This is a genomic window from Enterobacter cloacae complex sp. 277I4 (assembly GCF_050031465.1).
Classification (GTDB): Bacteria; Pseudomonadota; Gammaproteobacteria; order Enterobacterales; family Enterobacteriaceae; genus Enterobacter; species Enterobacter cloacae.
The window spans coordinates 3,979,056-3,999,736 of the sequence record NZ_JBLGWC010000001.1 but is presented as its reverse complement, the minus strand read 5'-3'; the positions used below and the strand labels follow the sequence as shown (position 1 = coordinate 3,999,736).

At 56.9% G+C, this 20,681-nt stretch carries 22 protein-coding genes; 7 read left to right on the top strand and 15 right to left on the bottom strand.

Annotated features, from left to right (window positions below; translation table 11 throughout):
* Nucleotides 1–48: 48 nt before the first annotated feature.
* Nucleotides 49–426 carry a DUF4440 domain-containing protein gene (locus ACQG19_RS19470; protein WP_246932401.1) on the bottom strand — a complete coding sequence of 126 codons (378 nt, stop codon included), beginning with the start codon at nt 424–426 and terminating at the stop codon, nt 49–51.
* Nucleotides 423–1,631 carry an MFS transporter gene (locus ACQG19_RS19465; RefSeq protein WP_048971758.1) on the bottom strand — a complete coding sequence of 403 codons (1,209 nt, stop codon included), beginning with the start codon at nt 1,629–1,631 and terminating at the stop codon, nt 423–425. The genes ACQG19_RS19470 and ACQG19_RS19465 overlap by 4 nt, the downstream gene beginning before the upstream one ends.
* 109 nt (nt 1,632–1,740) lie before the next feature.
* Here ACQG19_RS19465 and ACQG19_RS19460 point away from each other — a divergent pair, with 109 nt between their 5' ends.
* The gene (locus ACQG19_RS19460; protein ID WP_246932399.1) at nt 1,741–2,628 is read left to right on the top strand and encodes a LysR family transcriptional regulator; all 888 of its coding nucleotides are present in this window, start codon (nt 1,741–1,743) and stop codon (nt 2,626–2,628) included.
* On the opposite strand, the gene ACQG19_RS19455 is transcribed toward ACQG19_RS19460, so the two are convergent.
* Nucleotides 2,625–3,032: a MarR family winged helix-turn-helix transcriptional regulator gene (locus ACQG19_RS19455; protein WP_020689291.1), complete on the bottom strand. Its 408-nt coding sequence runs from the start codon at nt 3,030–3,032 to the stop codon at nt 2,625–2,627. The genes ACQG19_RS19460 and ACQG19_RS19455 overlap by 4 nt on opposite strands.
* Before the next feature lie 173 nt (nt 3,033–3,205).
* Here ACQG19_RS19455 and ACQG19_RS19450 point away from each other — a divergent pair, with 173 nt between their 5' ends.
* Genes ACQG19_RS19450 through ACQG19_RS19440 form a run of 3 tightly spaced genes read left to right on the top strand, consistent with a single transcriptional unit; the run spans nt 3,206 to nt 5,457 of the window.
* The gene (locus tag ACQG19_RS19450; protein WP_149896902.1) at nt 3,206–3,808 is read left to right on the top strand and encodes a non-oxidative hydroxyarylic acid decarboxylases subunit B; all 603 of its coding nucleotides are present in this window, start codon (nt 3,206–3,208) and stop codon (nt 3,806–3,808) included.
* Nucleotides 3,798–5,225: a non-oxidative hydroxyarylic acid decarboxylases subunit C gene (locus ACQG19_RS19445; RefSeq protein WP_013098487.1), complete on the top strand. Its 1,428-nt coding sequence runs from the start codon at nt 3,798–3,800 to the stop codon at nt 5,223–5,225. Before ACQG19_RS19450 ends, ACQG19_RS19445 begins: the two co-directional genes overlap by 11 nt.
* A gap of 10 nt (nt 5,226–5,235) precedes the next feature.
* Entirely contained in the window at nt 5,236–5,457 is a 222-nt protein-coding gene (locus ACQG19_RS19440) for a non-oxidative hydroxyarylic acid decarboxylases subunit D (RefSeq protein ID WP_149896901.1), read from the top strand.
* Nucleotides 5,458–5,597: 140 nt separating this feature from the next.
* On the opposite strand, the gene mutS is transcribed toward ACQG19_RS19440, so the two are convergent.
* The gene (mutS, locus tag ACQG19_RS19435; protein WP_029883183.1) at nt 5,598–8,159 is read right to left on the bottom strand and encodes a DNA mismatch repair protein MutS; all 2,562 of its coding nucleotides are present in this window, start codon (nt 8,157–8,159) and stop codon (nt 5,598–5,600) included.
* A gap of 522 nt (nt 8,160–8,681) precedes the next feature.
* Between mutS and ACQG19_RS19430 the strand changes: the two genes are divergently transcribed.
* Together ACQG19_RS19430 and ACQG19_RS19425 are read left to right on the top strand one after the other, a co-directional pair.
* Nucleotides 8,682–9,497, top strand: a complete 816-nt coding sequence (locus tag ACQG19_RS19430; protein WP_246932429.1) for a winged helix-turn-helix domain-containing protein — start codon at nt 8,682–8,684, stop codon at nt 9,495–9,497.
* Entirely contained in the window at nt 9,494–9,973 is a 480-nt protein-coding gene (locus ACQG19_RS19425; protein ID WP_023621089.1) for a membrane protein, read from the top strand. The genes ACQG19_RS19430 and ACQG19_RS19425 overlap by 4 nt, the downstream gene beginning before the upstream one ends.
* Here the strand turns inward: ACQG19_RS19425 and ACQG19_RS19420 are convergent.
* Nucleotides 9,951–10,196, bottom strand: coding sequence for a SymE family type I addiction module toxin (locus ACQG19_RS19420; RefSeq protein ID WP_246932397.1), 246 nt, complete (start codon nt 10,194–10,196; stop codon nt 9,951–9,953). The two genes, ACQG19_RS19425 and ACQG19_RS19420, sit on opposite strands and share 23 nt — an antisense overlap.
* 174 nt (nt 10,197–10,370) lie before the next feature.
* Here ACQG19_RS19420 and ACQG19_RS19415 point away from each other — a divergent pair, with 174 nt between their 5' ends.
* On the top strand, nt 10,371–10,715 hold the full coding sequence (locus ACQG19_RS19415; RefSeq protein ID WP_246932395.1) for a nitrous oxide-stimulated promoter family protein: 345 nt from the start codon (nt 10,371–10,373) through the stop codon (nt 10,713–10,715).
* A 5-nt stretch (nt 10,716–10,720) separates the two neighbouring features.
* Here ACQG19_RS19415 and ACQG19_RS19410 read toward each other — a convergent pair whose 3' ends face one another.
* From ACQG19_RS19410 to hypA, 10 genes are all read right to left on the bottom strand, one after another.
* Nucleotides 10,721–11,941 carry an MDR family MFS transporter gene (locus ACQG19_RS19410; protein ID WP_129253333.1) on the bottom strand — a complete coding sequence of 407 codons (1,221 nt, stop codon included), beginning with the start codon at nt 11,939–11,941 and terminating at the stop codon, nt 10,721–10,723.
* A 14-nt stretch (nt 11,942–11,955) separates the two neighbouring features.
* On the bottom strand, nt 11,956–12,717 hold the full coding sequence (locus ACQG19_RS19405) for an ABC transporter ATP-binding protein (protein WP_038984751.1): 762 nt from the start codon (nt 12,715–12,717) through the stop codon (nt 11,956–11,958).
* Nucleotides 12,717–13,754, bottom strand: a complete 1,038-nt coding sequence (locus ACQG19_RS19400; protein WP_178328327.1) for a FecCD family ABC transporter permease — start codon at nt 13,752–13,754, stop codon at nt 12,717–12,719. Before ACQG19_RS19400 ends, ACQG19_RS19405 begins: the two co-directional genes overlap by 1 nt.
* Complete coding sequence (locus ACQG19_RS19395) at nt 13,754–14,752, bottom strand: ABC transporter substrate-binding protein (protein WP_047352298.1); 999 nt, start codon at nt 14,750–14,752, stop codon at nt 13,754–13,756. The genes ACQG19_RS19400 and ACQG19_RS19395 overlap by 1 nt, the downstream gene beginning before the upstream one ends.
* 151 nt (nt 14,753–14,903) lie before the next feature.
* Nucleotides 14,904–16,976 (bottom strand): formate hydrogenlyase transcriptional activator FlhA, encoded by a 2,073-nt coding sequence (flhA, locus tag ACQG19_RS19390; RefSeq protein WP_222168940.1) that lies wholly within the window; start codon nt 16,974–16,976, stop codon nt 14,904–14,906.
* Nucleotides 16,977–17,038: 62 nt separating this feature from the next.
* Nucleotides 17,039–18,049: a hydrogenase expression/formation protein HypE gene (gene hypE / locus ACQG19_RS19385; RefSeq protein ID WP_048971770.1), complete on the bottom strand. Its 1,011-nt coding sequence runs from the start codon at nt 18,047–18,049 to the stop codon at nt 17,039–17,041.
* The gene (gene hypD, locus ACQG19_RS19380; protein ID WP_222168942.1) at nt 18,046–19,167 is read right to left on the bottom strand and encodes a hydrogenase formation protein HypD; all 1,122 of its coding nucleotides are present in this window, start codon (nt 19,165–19,167) and stop codon (nt 18,046–18,048) included. Before hypD ends, hypE begins: the two co-directional genes overlap by 4 nt.
* 2 nt (nt 19,168–19,169) lie before the next feature.
* Nucleotides 19,170–19,442: a HypC/HybG/HupF family hydrogenase formation chaperone gene (locus tag ACQG19_RS19375; RefSeq protein WP_020689280.1), complete on the bottom strand. Its 273-nt coding sequence runs from the start codon at nt 19,440–19,442 to the stop codon at nt 19,170–19,172.
* Nucleotides 19,433–20,296 carry a hydrogenase nickel incorporation protein HypB gene (hypB, locus tag ACQG19_RS19370; protein WP_013098472.1) on the bottom strand — a complete coding sequence of 288 codons (864 nt, stop codon included), beginning with the start codon at nt 20,294–20,296 and terminating at the stop codon, nt 19,433–19,435. Before hypB ends, ACQG19_RS19375 begins: the two co-directional genes overlap by 10 nt.
* A 3-nt stretch (nt 20,297–20,299) precedes the next feature.
* Complete coding sequence (gene hypA / locus ACQG19_RS19365) at nt 20,300–20,650, bottom strand: hydrogenase maturation nickel metallochaperone HypA (RefSeq protein ID WP_246932393.1); 351 nt, start codon at nt 20,648–20,650, stop codon at nt 20,300–20,302.
* Nucleotides 20,651–20,681 lie beyond the last annotated feature (31 nt).

The following is a 20,681-nucleotide window of genomic DNA, read 5'->3' as shown; positions in this document are numbered from 1 at the left end:
ACCTTTCGTCAAAAAAAGGCCCGTCGTGAGACGGGCCTTTTTTATCTCTTACGGCTGCGCCGTTTCGTGCAGCAGACGCCAGCTGATATTCTCGCCATCCCGATTGAGCACCGCGGTTGACCAGCGTACGTTGACGGGCTGGTCCGGGCGGGTCTGCGTCTCCCGGTAATGAAGCACCGCACCGTTATCCCATGACTGAATCGTGGCTAGCTCATCAATGATGATTTTAAGGCCGGGTCGGCTTCCACGCTGGGCGTGCAGAAAACGGACAAGGGCGTCATGGTTTAAAGGCGCCCCACTCGGGGGAACCATCAGAAAGTTTGACTGGAAACGGGCGAGCAGGGCATCAATATGACCTTCACCGGCACCCAGCCACTTTTCCAGTGCGATATGAATATCAATGATGTCGTGTTCGAAAGGCGTCATGGTTTCTCCTGTTGCAGTTGTGCAAGCACCTGCGGGTTGTTAAGACGAAATACAGAGATGACGGGCACCAGGGTGATGGCCGAAGCAACCAGAAACATCCCGTGCCACGCGGCGACGGGGGGCAAATACCTCTGGGCCAGATCCAGCACCTGTGCCAGCAGAAAGGCACCCGCAAAAAAACTCAGCTGACGATTAAGATTCCACAGCGCGCTGGCATCAGCCATCTCTTCCCGACGCGTTGTCAGAAATGCGCTGCTCTGCGCCGTACTGCTGCAAAGACTGCCTCCTGCGCCCATTAATGCAAACGCAACGATCGCTGGCAGCGTGCCCGTGGTCGCACTGACGCTGAGCAAAAGCAGAATACCTGACGCCTGAAGCAGGCAACCCGCGATCAACAGAGGTCGGGGGCCGACACGGTTAAAGTAACGGCCCGTTGCGGTGATGGCCATAAACGATGCCAGAGACCACGGCAGCATCAGCATGCCCGTCGCGGCTGGCGTCATGTTGGCCACGCTCTGCAGATAAAACATGCCGGTGACGTTTATTCCGATAAACATGCCGGGGACACATACATAAACCATCATGGAAACGCGCAGAAGCGGATCGGCGATCAAACTCAGGTTCAGCAGTCGGTTTGCTTTCATCGCGGGCATTTCATGCTTAAGCCACAGACAGGCCAACGCAAAGGTCAGGAGAGCAACCGGGAGGGTAGCAAAAAATACCCACCGCCAGCTTAACGCCTGAACCAGTACGCCCCCTAACGCAGGTGAGCATGCGGGGGCAAGCAGTGCAACCAGCATGACGGCGGAAGAGAGCCTGGCGCGTTCATGCGCTTTAAACTGTTGCCAGGTCAGCGCCTGCCCTACGGGGATCAATAAGCCACCGCCCACGCCCTGCAGCACCCGCCAGGCAATCAGACTTTCAAGTGTGGCAGACAAGCCTGCCGCGGTGGAGGCTACGCTAAAGAGAACCAGCGAGAGAAGGATGACGTGCTTTGCCCCGATGCGGCGCGTCAGGGCACTGCTGAACGGGATCACCAGCGTCAGGCCGGCAATATATCCGTTACTGACCCAGGCGAGTGCAGAGGGCGTGGCGTGATAGGTCTGCGCCATTGCCGGAAAGGCGACGCTGGCAATAAACATGTTGATCAAATCAAGAAAAAAGCCCAGCAGATAGACTACGGCGACTTTGCTGCGATACGTCATGGTGGATCCTCCGGTGAGGGGGCGTATCGTATCGGCTTGTCCGGTGCCGATAAACGCAACAATTCGCGATATACTGTCAAAACTATTTTGACAATTTTGAAGGTTAACGATGCTGAATCTCCAGCGAACGGCGATGTTTGTGGCGGTAGCGGATGCGGGCAGTTTTACTGCCGCCGCAGAGTCGATGGGGCTGACAAAGGCCGTGGTCAGCTTCAATATTCGCCAGCTGGAAGATGAGCTGGGAGTCACGCTACTGTTGCGATCCACCCGTCGCCTGACGTTAACCGAGGCGGGCGTGCTTTTTCATCAGCGAAGCGTCAGGCTTTTACAGGAGGCTGAACGCCTGCAGGACGACGTTCGCGCTAACCATGCCGGCCTGACCGGCGAATTGCGGATCACCACCACGCCCGAGTACGGTTCGCAGGTGGTTGTGCCTTTGCTGGCCGAATTTAGCCATCAGCATCCGGAGCTTCGCGTTCGTCATGTTTCGTCGTCTCAGCATGCCGATCTCATCTCGGAGCGCTTTGATGTCGCCATCCGGCTGGGAACACTCGCTGATTCGCGCTACCACGCCGCCTTGATTTCAAACTTTACTATCCTGCCGGTTGCCGCCCCCGGGTGGCTGGCTAACCATCCCGTTGGATCTCTCGAACACCTGGCGCAGGCCGAGTGGATCGTTCACGAGCGTTTACCTTCGCCGCTGCACTGGCAGGTGAAAGATGCAGATGGCAATCTGGTTGCCTTTGAGATTAAAAAAGCCCCGCGCCTGTACGCAGATAGCGCCCAGGCGCTGATGGCTTTCGCGCATGCGGGATGTGGTGTGGCGCTGCTGCCGGAGTGGCTGGTGCGAAACGCACTGAATTCGGGGGGGCTGGTATCGCTTTTACCGGGATACACGTTTGCTCAGCAGGGCATCTATGCCGTTTATCCAGATGCCCAGCATGTGCCCGCTAAGGTTCGGACATTTATTGATTTTATGCGTGCCCGGGTGAACTAGTCATGCATCATCTTTTTGATCAGTGCCGTAAATTGTTCCCGCTCGTCCTGGCTGAGACGCCCTAAAAACGCCTCATCCACCTCATTGCCGACCGGTTTACAGCTTGCAAGCAGGGCTTCTCCTTCAGGCGTGAGGAAGACAAACCGGCGGCGCTTATCCGCAGGATCGTGTTCGCGCTTCACCAGCCCACGCGATTCCATGCGGCTCAGCATTTCGGCCAGCGTCGCTTTTGTGCTCACGGCGACTTCCGTCAGGGCGACCTGCTCGATCCCCGGATTTTCAGAAACAGATCGCATCACCGCATATTGCGGCTTGGTCAGCGCCGGTAAAGCATGTTGCCAGTGGGCAGTATGCTGTTGAAAAAGCTGCCGTAGCAGGTGGAACGCTTCTTGTCTCAGTTCCATGAACACTCCGACGAAAAAAATCTCCCCCCTATGATAGCCGCTATTGCCTGCGATTTTAACGCAGCAGTTTTTAGCATTACGTGTGATCGTGTACGAACAATATTGTCAGCTCAGCTCACCGGGAGTAACGTAGTCATTATGTTCGCATACGAACAAATTAATTGAGGTGCTGAATGAGATTGATCGTGGGAATGACGGGAGCAACAGGTGCTCCGCTGGGTGTGGCTTTACTGCAGGCGTTACGGGACATGCCAGAGGTTGAAACCCATCTGGTGATGTCGAAATGGGCGAAAACCACCATTGAGCTGGAAACGCCCTATACCGCGCAGGATGTCGCCGCCCTGGCCGATGTCATTCACAGTCCTGCCGATCAGGCTGCCACCATCTCCTCCGGCTCGTTTCGTACCGACGGCATGATCGTCATTCCCTGCAGCATGAAAACGCTGGCGGGTATCCGCGCGGGCTATGCCGAAGGGCTGGTGGGCCGTGCGGCAGACGTGGTGCTGAAAGAGGGGCGCAAGCTGGTGCTGGTCCCGCGTGAAACGCCGCTCAGCACCATTCATCTGGAGAACATGCTCGCGCTTTCCCGCATGGGGGTGGCGATGGTGCCGCCCATGCCTGCGTATTACAACCACCCGCAAACCGCCGATGATATCACCCAGCATATCGTGACCCGCGTACTCGACCAGTTTGGTCTGGAGCACAAAAAGGCGCGTCGCTGGAACGGCCTGCAGGCGGCGAAACATTTTTCACAGGAGAATAACGATGGCATTTGATGATTTGAGAAGCTTCCTGCAGGCGCTCGATGAGCAAGGGCAACTGCTGAAAATTGAAGAAGAGGTCAATGCGGAGCCGGATCTGGCGGCGGCCGCTAACGCGACGGGACGTATCGGTGATGGTGCGCCTGCGCTGTGGTTCGATAACATTCGCGGGTTTACCGATGCCAGGGTGGTGATGAACACCATCGGCTCCTGGCAGAACCACGCCATTTCGATGGGGCTGCCGGCGAATACCCCGGTCAAAAAGCAGATCGATGAGTTTATTCGCCGCTGGGATAAATTCCCGGTCGCACCGGAGCGCCGGGCCAACCCCGCATGGGCGCAGAATACGGTGGACGGTGAAGAGATTAACCTGTTCGACATCCTGCCGCTGTTTCGCCTGAACGACGGGGACGGCGGTTTTTATCTCGACAAAGCGTGCGTTGTCTCGCGCGATCCGCTCGACCCGGACCATTTCGGCAAGCAGAACGTCGGTATTTATCGCATGGAAGTGAAGGGCAAACGTAAGCTCGGCCTGCAGCCGGTGCCGATGCATGATATCGCCCTGCATCTGCATAAAGCCGAAGAGCGTGGTGAAGACCTGCCGATTGCGATTACGTTGGGCAACGATCCGATCATCACCCTGATGGGCGCAACGCCGCTGAAATACGATCAGTCCGAGTATGAAATGGCCGGGGCGCTGCGTGAAAGCCCGTACCCGATTGCGACCGCGCCGTTGACCGGCTTCGATGTGCCGTGGGGGTCTGAAGTGATCCTGGAAGGGGTGATTGAAGGCCGTAAACGTGAAATTGAAGGGCCGTTCGGTGAGTTTACCGGGCACTATTCGGGCGGACGCAATATGACAGTGGTCCGTATTGATAAAGTCTCGTACCGCACTAAACCGATTTTCGAATCCCTCTATCTCGGGATGCCCTGGACCGAGATCGACTACCTGATGGGGCCAGCCACCTGTGTGCCGCTTTACCAGCAACTGAAAGCGGAGTTCCCTGAAGTGCAGGCGGTGAACGCGATGTACACCCACGGTCTGCTGGCGATCATCTCCACCAAAAAACGCTACGGTGGTTTTGCCCGCGCGGTCGGTTTACGCGCCATGACCACGCCGCATGGCCTGGGCTATGTGAAGATGGTGATTATGGTGGATGAAGATGTCGATCCGTTCAACCTGCCGCAGGTGATGTGGGCGCTGTCATCGAAAGTGAACCCGGCAGGGGATCTGGTGCAGCTGCCGAACATGTCGGTTCTTGAGCTTGATCCTGGGTCCAGCCCGGCAGGCATCACCGACAAGCTGATTATTGATGCCACCACGCCTGTTGCGCCGGATAACCGCGGTCACTACAGCCAGCCGGTGCAGGATTTACCTGAAACCAAAGCCTGGGCTGAAAAGCTGACTGCGATGCTGGCAGCACGCCAATAAGGAGGAAAAGATGATTTGTCCACGTTGTGCCGATGAGCAAATTGAGGTGATGGCCATATCACCGGTGAAAGGGATCTGGACGGTTTATCAGTGCCAGCATTGCCTGTATACCTGGCGCGATACCGAGCCGCTGCGTCGTACCAGTCGCGAACATTACCCTGAAGCGTTCCGTATGACGCAGAAGGATATTGATGAGGCGCCGCAGGTGCCGACCATTCCGCCATTGCTGTAAAAAAAAGCCCGGTGGCGCTGCGCTTACCGGGCGGTAACATCGTGCGGTCCTTTGCCCGGTGGCGCTACGCTTACCGGGCCTACGGGTTTTGTAGGTCGGGTAAGGCGAAGCCGCCACCCGACAAAACAGACCGCAGAAAACTAAACCAGACTTTTCAGCCGATAAATCCACTCCAGCGCCTGACGCGGCGTCAGTGAATCCGGGTCGAGATTCTCCAGCGCTTCAACGGCGGGTGACGTCTCTTCCGCAGGGGCCAGCAGCGACATCTGTGTACCGTCAATCTGGGTGGCCGCCGCATTCGGTGACAGGCTTTCCAGCTCGCGCAGTTTCTGACGCGCGCGTTTAATTACCTCTTTAGGCACACCCGCCAGTGCCGCGACGGCCAGGCCATAGCTCTTGCTCGCGGCCCCCTCCTGCACCGTGTGCATAAAGGCGATGGTATCGCCATGCTCAAGCGCATCCAGGTGGACGTTTGCCACGCCCTCCATTTTCTCCGGCAACTGCGTCAGTTCAAAGTAGTGCGTCGCGAACAGCGTCATGGCCTTGATTTTATTCGCCAGGTTTTCCGCACACGCCCATGCCAGCGACAGTCCGTCGTAGGTTGAGGTGCCGCGTCCGACTTCGTCCATCAGCACCAGGCTGTGTTCTGTCGCGTTGTGCAGGATATTGGCGGTTTCCGTCATTTCGACCATAAAGGTGGAACGGCCGCTGGCCAGATCGTCCGCCGCACCCACGCGGGTGAAGATACGATCGATGGGGCCAATCTCAACTTTCTGCGCCGGAACGTAGCTGCCGATGTAGGCGAGCAGGGCGATAAGCGCCGTCTGGCGCATATAGGTACTTTTACCGCCCATGTTCGGACCGGTAATGATCAGCATTCTTCGCTGCGGCGACAGGCTCAGCGGGTTAGCGATGAACGGCTCGTTCAGTACCTGCTCCACCACCGGGTGGCGGCCTTCGGTAATGCGAATGCCGGGCTTGTCGGTAAAGGTCGGGCAGGTATAGTTCAGCGTTTCAGCGCGCTCAGCCAGATTCACCAGCACATCCAGCTCCGCCAGCGCGCCAGCGCTTAACTGCAGGTCCGCCAGGTGTGGCATCAGCATGTCGAACAGCTCGTCGTAAAGCTGCTTTTCCAGGGCCAGCGCTTTGCCTTTCGAGGTGAGAACTTTGTCCTCATACTCTTTCAGCTCAGGAATGATGTAGCGCTCAGCGTTTTTCAACGTCTGGCGACGCACATAGTGAATCGGCGCCAGATGGCTCTGCCCGCGGCTGATCTGAATATAGTAACCGTGGACTGCGTTATAGCCGACTTTCAGGGTATCGAGCCCGAGACGTTCGCGCTCGCGGATCTCCAGCTTGTCGAGGTAATCCGTTGCGCCGTCAGCCAGCGCGCGCCATTCATCCAGCTCTTCGTTGTAGCCAGGGGCAATTACGCCACCGTCGCGCACCAGAACCGGCGGCGCATCAATGATAGCGCGCTCCAGCAGATCGCGGAGTTCAGCAAACTCGCCCATGGTTTCGCGCAGTTTCTGAACCGGTGCGCTGTCAACGTCGCTCAGTTGAGCACGCAGTTCCGGCAACTGCTGGAAGGCATGACGCATTCGTGCAAGGTCGCGAGGCCGCGCCGTGCGCAGTGCCAGGCGAGCCAGAATACGCTCCAGATCGCCCACCTGACGCAGCACAGGCTGCAGTTCGGTGTAGCGATCCTGCAGCGCGGCAATGGTCTGCTGACGACAAACGAGCGTATCCGTATCGCGGACGGGCATATGCAGCCAGCGCTTCAGCATGCGGCTGCCCATCGGCGTCACGGTGTTATCGAGGACGGATGCCAGCGTGTTCTCAACGCCACCCGCCAGGTTCTGGGTGATCTCCAGATTCCGACGCGTGGCCGCATCCATAATGATGCTGTCCTGCTGGCGCTCCATGGTGATAGAGCGGATATGCGGCAGGGCGGTGCGCTGGGTATCTTTCACATACTGCAAAAGGCAGCCCGCGGCGCACAATCCGCGCGGGGCGTTTTCCACCCCAAAGCCAATCAGATCGCGGGTGCCAAACTGCAGGTTGAGCTGCTGGCGAGCGGTATCAATTTCAAATTCCCACAGCGGACGGCGGCGCAGGCCGCGACGACCTTCGATCAACGCCATTTCGGCAAAATCTTCGGCATACAGCAGTTCCGCCGGGTTGGTGCGCTGCAGCTCGGCTGCCATGGTTTCCCGGTCAGCCGGCTCGCTCAGACGAAAACGCCCGGAGCTGATATCCAGCGTGGCGTAACCAAACCCTTTGCCGTCCTGCCACAGGGCCGCCAGCAGGTTATCCTGACGCTCCTGGAGCAGGGCTTCGTCGCTAATGGTGCCTGGCGTGACGATACGCACGACCTTGCGTTCAACCGGGCCTTTTGAGGTGGCCGGATCGCCGATCTGCTCACAGATGGCAACCGACTCGCCCTGATTCACCAGCTTGGCCAGGTAGTTTTCTACCGCATGATGCGGAATGCCTGCCATCGGGATGGGTTCACCTGCCGATGCGCCACGTTTGGTCAGAGAGATGTCGAGCAGCTGCGATGCCCGTTTAGCATCGTCATAAAACAGCTCGTAAAAATCGCCCATGCGGTAAAACAGCAGAATTTCCGGATGCTGCGCTTTCAGCTTCAGGTACTGCTGCATCATTGGGGTATGGGCGTCAAAATTTTCAAGTGTACTCATTAGGTTACCGTGTCCATTTTTTTCAATTTCAATGAGTTGTCTTTTTTATTGTCAGGTTTCTTACTCTCTCATTGGAACGCATGACAGCCTGCGTTTCTTATCATGAATCGTTCACGGACCATGATAACGGACTCTGCTGGACAGGAAAACAGACGTGCAGGCTCTTTCGACTAAAATGCGCACCTGATTCCAGCGATGCTGAAGACGTGGGCCTGTCTTGCCGCAATTGCGACAGGCACGCTGGTCCGGTAACGCTAAAGGAACACCGCGCGATATTCCTTGCGTATTAAACGTAAACGGGAATAAAGGCGTCAGAATATAACGTCATCCTTTTTTCTGTTTCAGAAACGTATTTGTCTTCGATGTGGGGATAATATTCTATTATGCTCACATTATTTTTATTTCGGTGTTACTGATGAACAAACACCATAACTTACTGCTTTGACAAGGAATATTCGCAGAGTATACTTGCTAACTCTGGCAACAGTTTTCTGATTCTGTTTATTGCATAGTGAGTCTCATATTTTCTGGATAATTAACGATAATATTAAATTTTGTCCAGAGAAAAACTTACTTGTCTCTATGACCCGACCGGAGTTGAGCGTCATTCTGACCACGCCAGCCAGTCGTTGTCTGGTTCTTCTGCTCGAGTCCGCCCCGGAAGTGGTTAATCAAAGGGATTTCTTCACTAAAGTTTGGGGTGAAGACGGAATGTTAGTTCCGGCCAATACCCTTTATCAGAATATCTCCATTATCCGGCGTGGGCTGCGCACGACGGGAGAGACTGACGACACGCTGGTTGCCACGGTACCCAGAAAAGGGTTCCAGATTAAAAAAGAAGTTAAGGTCAGCCGAATTGAAAACGACGTAACAGAATCAGAAAGCGCGATAGCAGAAGCCCAGCCTGTCACCGGCTCGAAAGAGGTGATTGCGGAAACTACTGCCGTTCAGGTGAAAGATAAGACCCCGCGTCATGACTATCGTCGCTATCTTCCACTGCTTTTTATGGCCCTCTCTTTTGGGCTGGGCTATTTTATTCTTCATCTGGCGGTCCATGACTATTCCAGAAAAGACTTTTTTAAAGACTACACCATAAGCAGTACGGAAAATGGCTGCCATTTTTTCTCACGAAACGATGATATTAAAAGCAGGGGTAACTTCACGCGTTATAAGCAAATTATCATGCGAACAGGGCTCGATTGTAAAAAATACCCCTGGGCCTACTTCTCTTCATCCAGCACGGCTCCGGCACTTTCTGTACTCATTTGCAGAAAACCGTATGAGCAAGAAGAAGATGCAGGATGCGTTACGCTTTATTTTAGGGGGTACAATCAGTGACTAAAAAGTCTACTGCCATCCTGTGTCTCGTCCTGTTTGCCGTTGGGGCGCTGACGTCCTGGCTTTATCATTATCACTTAGAAAAAAAACAAAATACGGAAGCCTGTTCAGTTTCTGTTGTTGTTTACCATGAAGATGCCCGCGCAAACCTGACGCTGGATTTTATGTACACCATGCAAAAGCAGACCGGGGTCATCGCGCTAAGCGGTACATATTTTAAAAATGAGAAGGCGATAGCCTCTATCCGCCGGGATGTGTCTTATATCTGGACCGAAAACAAAGACTCTTTCCAGTTTACCTCCGTGAAGATCCATGAGGTTAATGAAGACTCCCTGCCGGATAATGTACTCGGCGACGTGTTGCCTGATTTCTTTATTTATCCGAACCATAAACTGAACTATACCATTCTGAAACAAGGGCCCAGAGGGTTTCTATTTACCGTCGGTAAGCGTCCTATTTTCTTCTGCTCTCGCTGAGACCTTCTTTCAGTAGTTCGATGACAATTTTCCCCTGTTCAACCCCCACCCTGACCTGAGAGTGGGTAGTAAACCCTGCCTGCTCCAGCCAGTCGCCTTTTAAGCTCAACGCCGCATGTACGCTGTAACGTCGCGGGATTTTGGTCTTCCGATCTTCGTGACGCTTTCTGAAATAACCGACTTTTAAGTGGCGATAGTGTTTGGTCGTGGCGATCTCTTGCATATAGCCTCCGTAACGATGAGCGACGCGTGTTGTTAATGCCTGTATAAAATACCAGTAAATAAGGGTGGGGGTGGGCTTAATAGTGGAAGGCGGCTTCAGAAAACGAAATGCAACGACTGAAAAGTGGCAGATAAAGGAGTATTATTAATGCATGTTTTTAGTCGGTGAGCCGCTATGTCTGGTAAACGTATTTCACGGGAAAAAAAGACGATCGCCAGAATGATCGCTCTGTATGAAAAGCAGTGCCCGGAGGCTTCTCAGGAAGAGGGACATTATCAGGCGCTGAATACCTATGCGGATAAGCGTCTGGATAAGTGCGTCTTTGGTGAAGAAAAACCGGCCTGTAAACAGTGTCCGGTACACTGCTACCAGCCCGCCAGGCGTGAAGAGATGAAGCAGATTATGCGCTGGGCGGGGCCCCGCATGCTGTGGCGTCACCCCATCCTGACGGTACGCCATCTGCTGGACGATCGTCGTCCGGTGCCGGAATTACCGGAAAAGTATCGCCCGAAAAAGTAACCGTCTCAGCGTGTGAAAGGGCGACAAATGATCTTCATGGCGATCGCGCTGCATAGTGGGAATAGGGCCAGCAGCAGCCAGGGGAACATCGCCTGCGGCGAAGGGACAAGCGCGCGATCCAGCAGACTGCCAAACAGCAAATTCCCCAGCAGCACCGCAACGCCGCCAGCGGTGGCGAGTGCGCCGTAGTGCGCGCCAAGCGTCGATTCCTCCGCAAAGCGTGGAACCAGATCTTTCGCCGAGGGCACCAGCAGCATTTGCCCAAGCGTTAATAGCGCCACAAAACATACCGACGGCAGCAAGCGCAGCCAGCCTTCCGGCGGCACCGTCGGGGCGAACACCGCCACGCTCGCAAAGGATGCCGAGAGCAGCAAAAAGCCCACCGGCAAGATTCTCACCGCGCCCACGCGTCGTGCAAAGCGGGCCAGCGGAAGCTGCAAGGTGATGATCAGCACAGAGGCCAGCATAAACAGGGGGCCGAGATCTTTCTCGTTACCACCGGCGCGCTGGATCTCCACGGGCAGCGCCAGATAGAGCTGGTTGTAGCTCAACAGCCACGAGCTGTAGGCGATGATAAAGGCGACAAAGCGCGGCTGACGGAAGGTTGTCCACCAGGGAACAATATTGAGAGCCTGCTTGCTGTGTTGCGCAGCCGGAAGGCAGAAGTAGAGCACAATCAGCGCGACGACGAAGACCCCCGCACCCGCCAGCGCCACCTGGCGAAACCCCAGCCCCGTGAGCAACGCCCCGACAACCGGGCCCAGCACCGCGCCGAGTTCACCGCAGACGGCAAACAGCGCAAACCACTCTGCACGGCTGCGTTGACCTTTAGTCTCGCTATGCGTACCCGCCCTGGCCAGCAGCGCTTCGATGGAGGGAGAGAACAACGCGCCGCCAATGCCGGTCAGACAGGCGCCAAGGATGATGGGCCAGAGCGCGTGTCCAAATGCCAGCAGCAGATAACCCGCAACGCGGATGACGCAGCCGCAGAGGATAATGATTTTGGCACCAAAGCGGTCTGAGAGCGCACCGCCGACGATGAACATCCCCTGCTGCGAAAAGGTACGCAGCCCCAGAATCAGCCCGATAAGGCCGCCGGAAAGCAGCATGTCGTCGCGCAAAAAGATCGCCAGGAAGGGGACGACCGCGTAAAAACCGATGTTAAACACAAACTGGCTGCCCAGTAAGACGGGCGGCCAGAGCGTTGTGGCAGGGCGCAGGGGCATCATGTTACGGGCGCTTAAACGATAAAATGAATGTGTTTTTTGCCATGGAACGGCGAGATCTCGATTTTGGTTTTGACCCGAAAAACGTCCCAGAGCAACGTCTCAGAGAGGATCTCCTGCGGCGTTCCGGTGGCCACGATTTGCCCCTGCTGCATCACAATCAGCGAATCGCAGAACATCGATGCATGGTTGAGATCGTGAATAGCCACAATGCTGGTCACCGGCAGGTCGCTTATCAGGTGCATCAGCTGCATCTGATGGTGAATGTCCAGGTGGTTGGTCGGTTCATCCAGCAAAATTTCTGTAGGCGTCTGCGCCAGCGCCCTGGCGATATGCACGCGCTGGCGCTCCCCGCCGGAGAGGCTCAGCCAGCCCTGATCGCTTTTTTCCAGCATATCCACCCGCTGCAGGGCGGCGGTAACGGTCTCGTCATCCTGCTTGCTCCAGTTCGAGAACGGGGAGTGATGCGGGATGCGACCAAGTTTGACGACATCGCGAACGCGCATATTGGCATCGGTCATGCCGTGCTGTTCAACGAAGGCCACCCGGCGCGCAAGCTGCTTTTTGGCGATGCGGGAAATGTCCTGACCGTCCAGCGTCACACAGCCCGCATCCGGGCGGCGCAGGCCAGCCAGAATGCGCAGAAGCGATGATTTACCGCAACCATTAGGGCCAAGCAGTCCTACCGTTTCACCGCGCGCCACCTTGAGCGACACGTTATTGACGATGACCTTTTTGCCTACCTTCCAGGTAATATTTTCAGCGCAGATACTCATTACTTATTCCTTGAGCGGTAGATGATCACGGCAAAGAACGGCACGCCAACCAGGGCGGTTACCACCCCGACGGGCAGACTTTGCGGGGCAATCAGCATGCGCGAGGCGATATCTGCCAGCACCATCAGGATCGCCCCCGCCAGTGCGCTGGCAATCAGCAGAGTACGATGCAGAGGACCGAACAAGAAACGCATGACGTGCGGAACCACCAGCCCGACAAAGCCGATTGAGCCCGCCATGCTGACGATGGTTGCGGTGATCAATGCGGTGGTGGTAAAGAGCGCCAGGCGCACCCAGGGGACGGCAATCCCCAGCGAGGCCGCGGCATCGTCACCAAAGGTAAAGGCATCCAGCGCCCGGGAATAGTAGAGGCAAATGGCTAACCCAATCAGCACCACAACCAGTGCCAGCTGGAATTCAAGCCAGCGTACACCGCTAAAGCTGCCCAGCAGCCAGAACATCACATCACGCGCCTGCTGCGCGCTGGCAGAGGTGCTGATGGTATAGGCGGTGATGGCGTTGAAGAGCTGAGAGGCAGCAACGCCCGCCAGAATGGTGCGCTCGTTGCCGCCGCGCGCGCCGTTGGTCAGAAAGGCGACAAACGCAAAGGCGGCGAATGCGCCAGCAAACGCGCCCGCAGAGAGCGACACCGCGCCGGTCCCCATCCCCAGCACCACGACGGAAACCGCGCCGGTGGACGCCCCCGCAGAGACGCCGAGCACGTAAGGTTCAGCCAGCGCGTTTTTCAGTAGGCTCTGCAAAACCGCGCCGCAGATAGCCAGCCCCGCGCCGCAGCAGGCCGCCACCAGGGCGCGGCTCAGGCGAAAGTCCCAGATCACGCTCTCATAGATACGGTTGAGCGGAACCGCGGTCAGCCCCAGCTTATTACCGATAGCATAAAAGACATTGGACAGCGGAATCGACAACTCTCCGACGCTTACGCCAAGGGCGATCACCAGAAACAACAGGACAATAGCCAGCAGAGCGGAAGTGGTCAGGAACAGGCCCTGTCGGGCCTGAAGTACAGCTGCCGTCATCAGTTCAGCCCCAGTTTTCTGAGCTGTTCGCCCACCTGTTCAGCGCCATAAATGGTACGGATCGTCGGGTTCATTGCCTGGCCGTCCATCACCACGATATGGCCTTTTTTGACGGCATCAAGCTGGCTGACGGCCGGATCGCTTTTCAGGAATTTGATTTTCGCTTCCGCGTTATCCAGCGCCCAGCGGTTACGGTCGAGGCTTGAGACCACAATCACGTCCGGGTTAGCGGCAATGATGCTTTCCCAGCCCACGGTTGGCCATTCGGCCTCGGCGGTGATGGCGTTATGGCCACCCAGTACGTCAGCGATAAAGCCTGAGGCGCTGTTTTTACCGCCCACGTAGGCATCAGCAGAAGGGGAGGCGCTTGAGAACCAGAACACAAAGGAGAGGTCTTTTTTGCTTTTGCCAAATTCTTTGCGCAGGTCTGCCTCACGTTTTTTGAAGCTGGCGATAACGGCCTGACCACGGTCTTCAACGTTGAAAATTTTGGCGAAATCTTCAATCTCTTTATAAAGGTATGTCATGTCCCACAGCTTCTGGCGGCTGCCGTACATATCGCCCGAGGCTTTTTTAGTGGCGCACATGCCCGGTGATAAATAGCTGTTCACGCCGACGGTAGCCAGATCCTCACGTTTTGCGACCTTACTTTCTGGCCCGAGCAGCAGCGGCAATTGTGCAGGAACAAAATCGGGGTTTTGCGCAAGGATAGATTCCAGCGTAGGAATTTCGACGGTGAGCGTTTTGATTTTGGCATTCTGTTCCGCCAGCTGCGGCAGCACTTTGGTCGGCCAGAAGGCGCTGGCCTTCACCTTATCTTCCAGACCCAGCAGAAGCAAAATCTCAACGGTATTTTGACCAAGGGCCACGACGCGTTCCGGCGCTTTGGTGAAGGTCTCTTTATAACCGCAGTTTTCAATGGTCAGAGGATAAGTGGTTGCCAGAGCAGAACTGACCGACGCAACCGCCAGGCCTAACGCGCAGATGACCTTCTTCATTAAACGCTACCCTTCATTAAAGTTATTTTTGATGCAAATGAAACTCATTATTAAGGCGGAATTTTATACAGAGGAAAATATTGTGTGTCAATGAGGGACAATAACGCAGGGTGACAAAAGGCGGTGCCAGAAAGCACCGCCGGAATGCGCCTTAAATCAGGCTCTCTTTATCTATTCCAAGGCGCTTCATGCGCGACAGCAGGGTGGTGCGTTTTAACCCCAGACGCTGGGCTGCCCCTTTCGGCCCGGCCACCACGCCGTTGGTCTCTTTCAGTACGCGGACGATCAATTGATATTCATCTTCCCCGTCCTGGGCCACGTCGGTCGCGGCCGCGGGAGAGTCCGGCAGAGAAACCTCCGGCAGGGAGAGTTGCAGCACATTACCGCGCGTCAGCAGCACCGCACGCTCAATGACGTTTTCCAGCTCGCGCACGTTGCCGGGCCACTCCATCGAGGAAAGGGTGCGTAACGTCTCGGCGGGAATGCTGTCGATGTTGCGTCCCATCCGGCGGGCAATTTTGGCGGTAAACGCTTTGACCAGCAGCGGGATATCTTCCGGGCGCTCGCGCAGGGGCGGCAGGCAAATCGGGAACACGTTCAGGCGATAGTAGAGGTCGCTGCGAAACTCGCGGTCGGCGACCATTTTTTTCAGATCGCGGTTGGTGGCGGCAATCAGCCGCACGTCGGTCTGAATCAGCTTATTGCTGCCAAGACGTTCGAACTCCTGTTCCTGCAGCACACGCAGCAGTTTAGGCTGTAGCTCCAGCGGCATATCGCCCACTTCGTCGAGGAACAGCGAGCTTTTATCCGCCAGCTCGAAACGGCCCAGGCGCTGGCTGCTGGCACCGGTAAACGCGCCGCGCTCATGGCCAAAGAGATCGCTTTCCAGCAGACCCGCAGGCATGGCGGCGCAGTTCATTTTCACCATCCGGCGGCTGTTGCGGTTGCTGAGATTGTGGATCGCGCGGGCAATCAACTCCTTACCCGTACCGGTTTCGCCCAGGATCAGCACTGTGCTGTCGCTTTGCGCGACCATTTCCACCTGTTTGAGCACGCTGTACATGGCGTCGCTGCGTCCAATGATTTCGCCAAACTCACTGTCGACATTGTTAAGCTGTTCCGTCAGCGCCAGGTTTTCATCCACCAGCCGTTCTTTCAGACGGTGGATCTCCTGATACGCCAGCGCGTTATCCAGCGCGATGGAGATACGCTCGGCAATCTGACGCAGCAGCTTCAGGTTGGCGGTGGTGAACACCCCTTCCTCACACTGCGCCAGCTTGAGAACGCCCAGCATGGTGTTACCGGACATCAACGGCAGCAGGCACAGAGTCTGGATTTTGTTGCCCCAGATGTTAAACAGCATTCGCTCGTAAGGCGCCATCACATCCTGCTCGCTGAGATTGAGCAGCAGGATCTCCTTACTTTTAAACACCCGTTCAGAAAGGGTTCCCGCTTCATCCACCTCGCTCTGCTCATGGGCCGGGTTCGCTTCGTCGAGATAGTGCGTGGAGTAGATGTTGAGCTTGCCCTTGCGATGGCCGCGCAAGGCAATGCTGATGGCGTCAATTTTGAAGTAGTGATGGATCTCCTTCGACACTTCGCTGACCAGCTCATCCATGTCGAGACGGGAGAGCACGGCATTGGTGATTGCCACCAGAATGCGGAAGTTATCACGCTCACGGCTCAGCAGGTCGTAATCCACATTATTGCTGACGCGGCTTTGGATCTGTTCGGCGACGACGGCCACTATCTGGGTAAAGGTGTGCAGACGCTCATATTCCGCCTCGCTCCACGGCTGGTCGGTATTACGGATAAACTCGCAGCCACCAAAAATGTGGCCTTCCACCGCCAGCGGCAGCAGGCTGTAATGACCAAACGGCTGATATAAGGCGCCCCGGGCCAGCATCGGCCACGCCTGACGGAACTCCTCAAAATTGCAGTGCAGCGCTTCCGGCCGGGAAAGAATACGGCGTATCGGCCCGTGAGCGAGATACGTTTCGTCTTCGTATTCAAACGCTTTTCCGTTTTCTCGTGTGGAGAAGTAGCTCGCACGATGGCTCCCGCTATGCCAGAGCACAATGGCGGCGCTGTCTGCCAGTGCAGATTGCCTGACCAGGCGCGTCAGGGCATCGCTCAGCGCACCCAGGTCGGGCTGCTGTAAAAGTGTTCGCGTAATGTCGAACAGACCCTGCTGTCCGAGATCGCTCATCGGTGTATACGGCATAGTGCTTTCCAGTAGAAACGGGCAAAAAAATAAATTCCGTGCCGACCGCTTTTCGCGCGGTTCTAGCAAATGCGGGGTAACGGTTCCGCGTGCGGCAGATCCAGTGTGCGCTTCACGCCATACAGTCCGGCCAGGCGCACCCCTTTGCGCTCAACCACCTCACCAATTATCGCGGCCTCTTTTCCTGACGGATGCGCCTGCAACTGTTCAAGTACGGCTTCGGCCGCGGTGCGCTCAACGCCTATCACCAGCTTGCCTTCATTAGCAAAATTGAGCGGATCCAGACCCAGCAGCTCGCACAGTCCGCGAACCGCAGGCTTCACGGGCAGGCTGCGCTCTGTAAGTTCAATACCGCAGCCGCAGCAGGCCGCGAACTCATGCACCACGGCATTGACGCCGCCACGGGTGGCATCCCGCAGGGCTTTCACGCCGGGGATCGCCCGCAGCGTCTGGATAAGCGGGGTGAGCACCGCGCAGTCGCTGCGCAGTTCCCCGTCCAGCCCCAGCCCTTCGCGCAGGTTAAGGATGGTCGCCCCGTGACAGCCCAGCGTGCCGCTGACCAGCAGCACGTCGCCCACGGCCAGTTGCTGCGCGCCCCAGTGAATATCGGCGGGGATCGCCCCCATCCCGGCGGTGTTGATAAAGAGCTTATCCGCCGCGCCGCGCTGCACCACCTTGGTATCGCCGGTGACGATAGCAATCCCTGCCTCGCGCGCGGTGTGCGCCATGCTGCTGACCACCGCCGCGAGCGTCTCCATCGGCAAACCTTCTTCAAGGATAAATCCGCAGGAGAGGTAGCGCGGAATGGCACCGCTGACGGCGACATCGTTCGCGGTACCGCAGACGGCCAGCTTGCCGATATCGCCGCCGGGGAAGAATAGCGGGTCAATCACATAGCTGTCGGTGGAGAAGGCCAGCCTGTCGCCCTGGGCGGTGAGGGAAGCGAGGTCAATGCGGGCCTGGTCTTCCTGCTCGGCGAGCCAGGGGTTATCAAAGGCCTCCATAAACAGCCGGTTTATCAGCTGCTGCATCGCCAGACCGCCGCTGCCGTGCGCCATTTCAACCGTGTTCATGCTTCACTCTCCTGGTTGCGGTACTGATACCACGCGGCACATGCCCCTTCGGAAGAGACCATCAGCGCGCCAAATGCCGTTTGCGGGTTACAGGTGTTGCCAAATAACGGGCAGTGGTGGGGTTTACATCTTCCGGTAAGGACCTCGCCGCAGCGAGCCTGGGGATCGTCGCAAACCTGTTGTGGCTGTGGGCGGAAATGCGTTTCTGCATCAAACGACCGGTAGGCTGGGGTCAGGCGCACGCCGGATTCAGCAATCAACCCCAGCCCGCGCCACTCGCTGTCGCCCTCAACGCTAAATACGTCAGCTATCGCCTGCTGCGCCCGTTCATTTCCGGTATCCGGCACCACGCGGCGGTACTGATTTTCCACCGCGCTCAGGGCTGCTATTTTCTGCTCAACCAGCATGGTGACGCCTTGCAGTAGATCAAGAGGTTCGAAACCAGCGACGACTAACGGGCGATGGTAATTGTCAGCGATAAAGCCGTAGGCCCCGGTACCGATCACCATGCTGACATGGCCCGGTGCCAGGAACGCGTCAATGCCGTTGTCCGGGGCGTCCAGCAGGCTGCGCAGCGTCGGGATAAGCGTAATGTGCTGACAAAAAAAGAAAAAATTGGTGACGTTGCTGCGTTTTGCCTGCTGCAGCGTGATCGCCGTAGCGGGCATGGTGGTCTCAAAACCCAGCCCGAAAAATACCACCTTTCGGCCAGGGTTATCGGTTGCAAGCTTCAGGGCATCCATCGGCGAGTACACGATGCGCACATCCGCGCCGCGCGCTTTGGCCTGCAGCAGCGAGCCCTTTTTCCCCGGCACGCGCATCGCGTCGCCAAAGGTACAGAAAATGACGTCAGGCTGGCTGGCGATCTCGATACAGCTGTCGATGCGCCCCATGGGCAGCACGCAAACCGGGCAGCCCGGGCCGTGGATAAACTCTATGTTGTCCGGCAGCAGCTGATCGAGGCCAAATTTGAAAATGGCATGGGTGTGCCCGCCGCAGACTTCCATGATCCGCAGCGGCTTTTCCGTCGTGTGTTTCAGCAGGGCGGCCCGCGTTTTCAGATGACCGATAAGCTGCATCACCTGCTCAGGTGCGCGGTATTCATCAACGTAACGCATAATTACCGTTCCTCGCCGTACAGCAGCGCGCCGACGTCCGGCTCCACATCGAACATATTCTGCAGGGCATCCAGCGTGTCGCGCGCTTCCGCTTCATTAATCACGCTCATGGCAAACCCCACGTGTACCAGCACCCACTGACCAAGGCGCGAGACGCCCGTCTCATCGGTGCTGCCCACCAGCGTTAAATCGACGTCACGCAATATGCCGCAGACCTCCACTTTGGCCTGGTTTCCGTCAATGGAATGGATTTGTCCGGGGACGCCTATGCACATCGTTCACTCTCCAGCCAGTTTAGCCAGTGCGCCATGCCGTCGCCGCGTGTGGCGGAGACCAGCAGGATCGCAATGTCCGGGTTCACTTCACGGGCATAAGCCAGGCATTTATCCACGTCGAAATTCAGGTACGGCAGCAGGTCGACTTTGTTCAGCAGCATCAGCGACGCGGCGGCAAACATATGCGGATATTTGAGCGGCTTGTCTTCTCCTTCGGTCACCGAGAGGACCGCCACTTTATGCCGCTCCCCGAGATCGAAGCTGGCCGGGCAGACCAGATTGCCGACGTTTTCGATAAACAGAATGCCGTTATCCTCCAGTGGCAGACGCGGCGCGGCATCGGCAATCATCTGCGCATCCAGATGGCAGCCTTTACCGGTATTGACCTGAATCGCCGGGGTGCCGGTTTCACGAATACGGGCGGCATCGTTGACCGTTTGCTGATCGCCTTCGATCACCGCGCAGGAGACGCGTTCGTTCAGGCGTTTGAGCGTTTCCGTCAGCAGCGTGGTTTTGCCGGAGCCGGGGCTGGAGACGAGGTTGAGCACCAGCTGTTGACGTGCGGCAAACCGGGCGCGGTTGCGGGCGGCGATCTGGTTGTTTTTATCGAGTACGTTGATTTCCACGTTCAGCATCTGGCGCTGGCTCATGCCCGGCGCATGGGTACCCGCCTCGCCGTGGCCGTAATGAAGATCGCCCATATCGGAGCGTTGAGGCGCAAAGCGAATCCCGGTGAGTGCCGCTGCCGGACGCGGTGCGGGGGTAAAAGGGGCGGAGCGAAACGCGGAGTGAGGACGGTGTTCATCCCCTTCGATATACAGGTTGCCTTCGGCGCAACCGCAGGTACTACACATACTTTACTCCTTCTCGATTTCAAGGCGTTGGATCTGCATCCCGTCATCCGCCACGATGCGAAGGCCGGTGTGCTGACACTGTGGGCAGCGCTGGACCTTCGACGACAGCAGGGTGACGTACTGCTGACACTGCTCGCACCAGCACTCCGCCTGTTGCTCTTCAATATGAAGTTCGCAGCCTTCCGCCAGCGTGCCGCGGCACACCAGCTCAAAACAGAAGGTGAGGGCGCTGGTTTCGACGCAGGAAAAGGCCCCGACCTTCAGCCAGACGCCGGTCACGCGCGTCGCGTGGTTTTGCACTGCCTGCTGTTCGATGAGTTCCAGTGCCCGCTGGCAGAGGGTGATTTCGTGCATAACGCCTCCTTAATGAATTGCCCCGTTAATG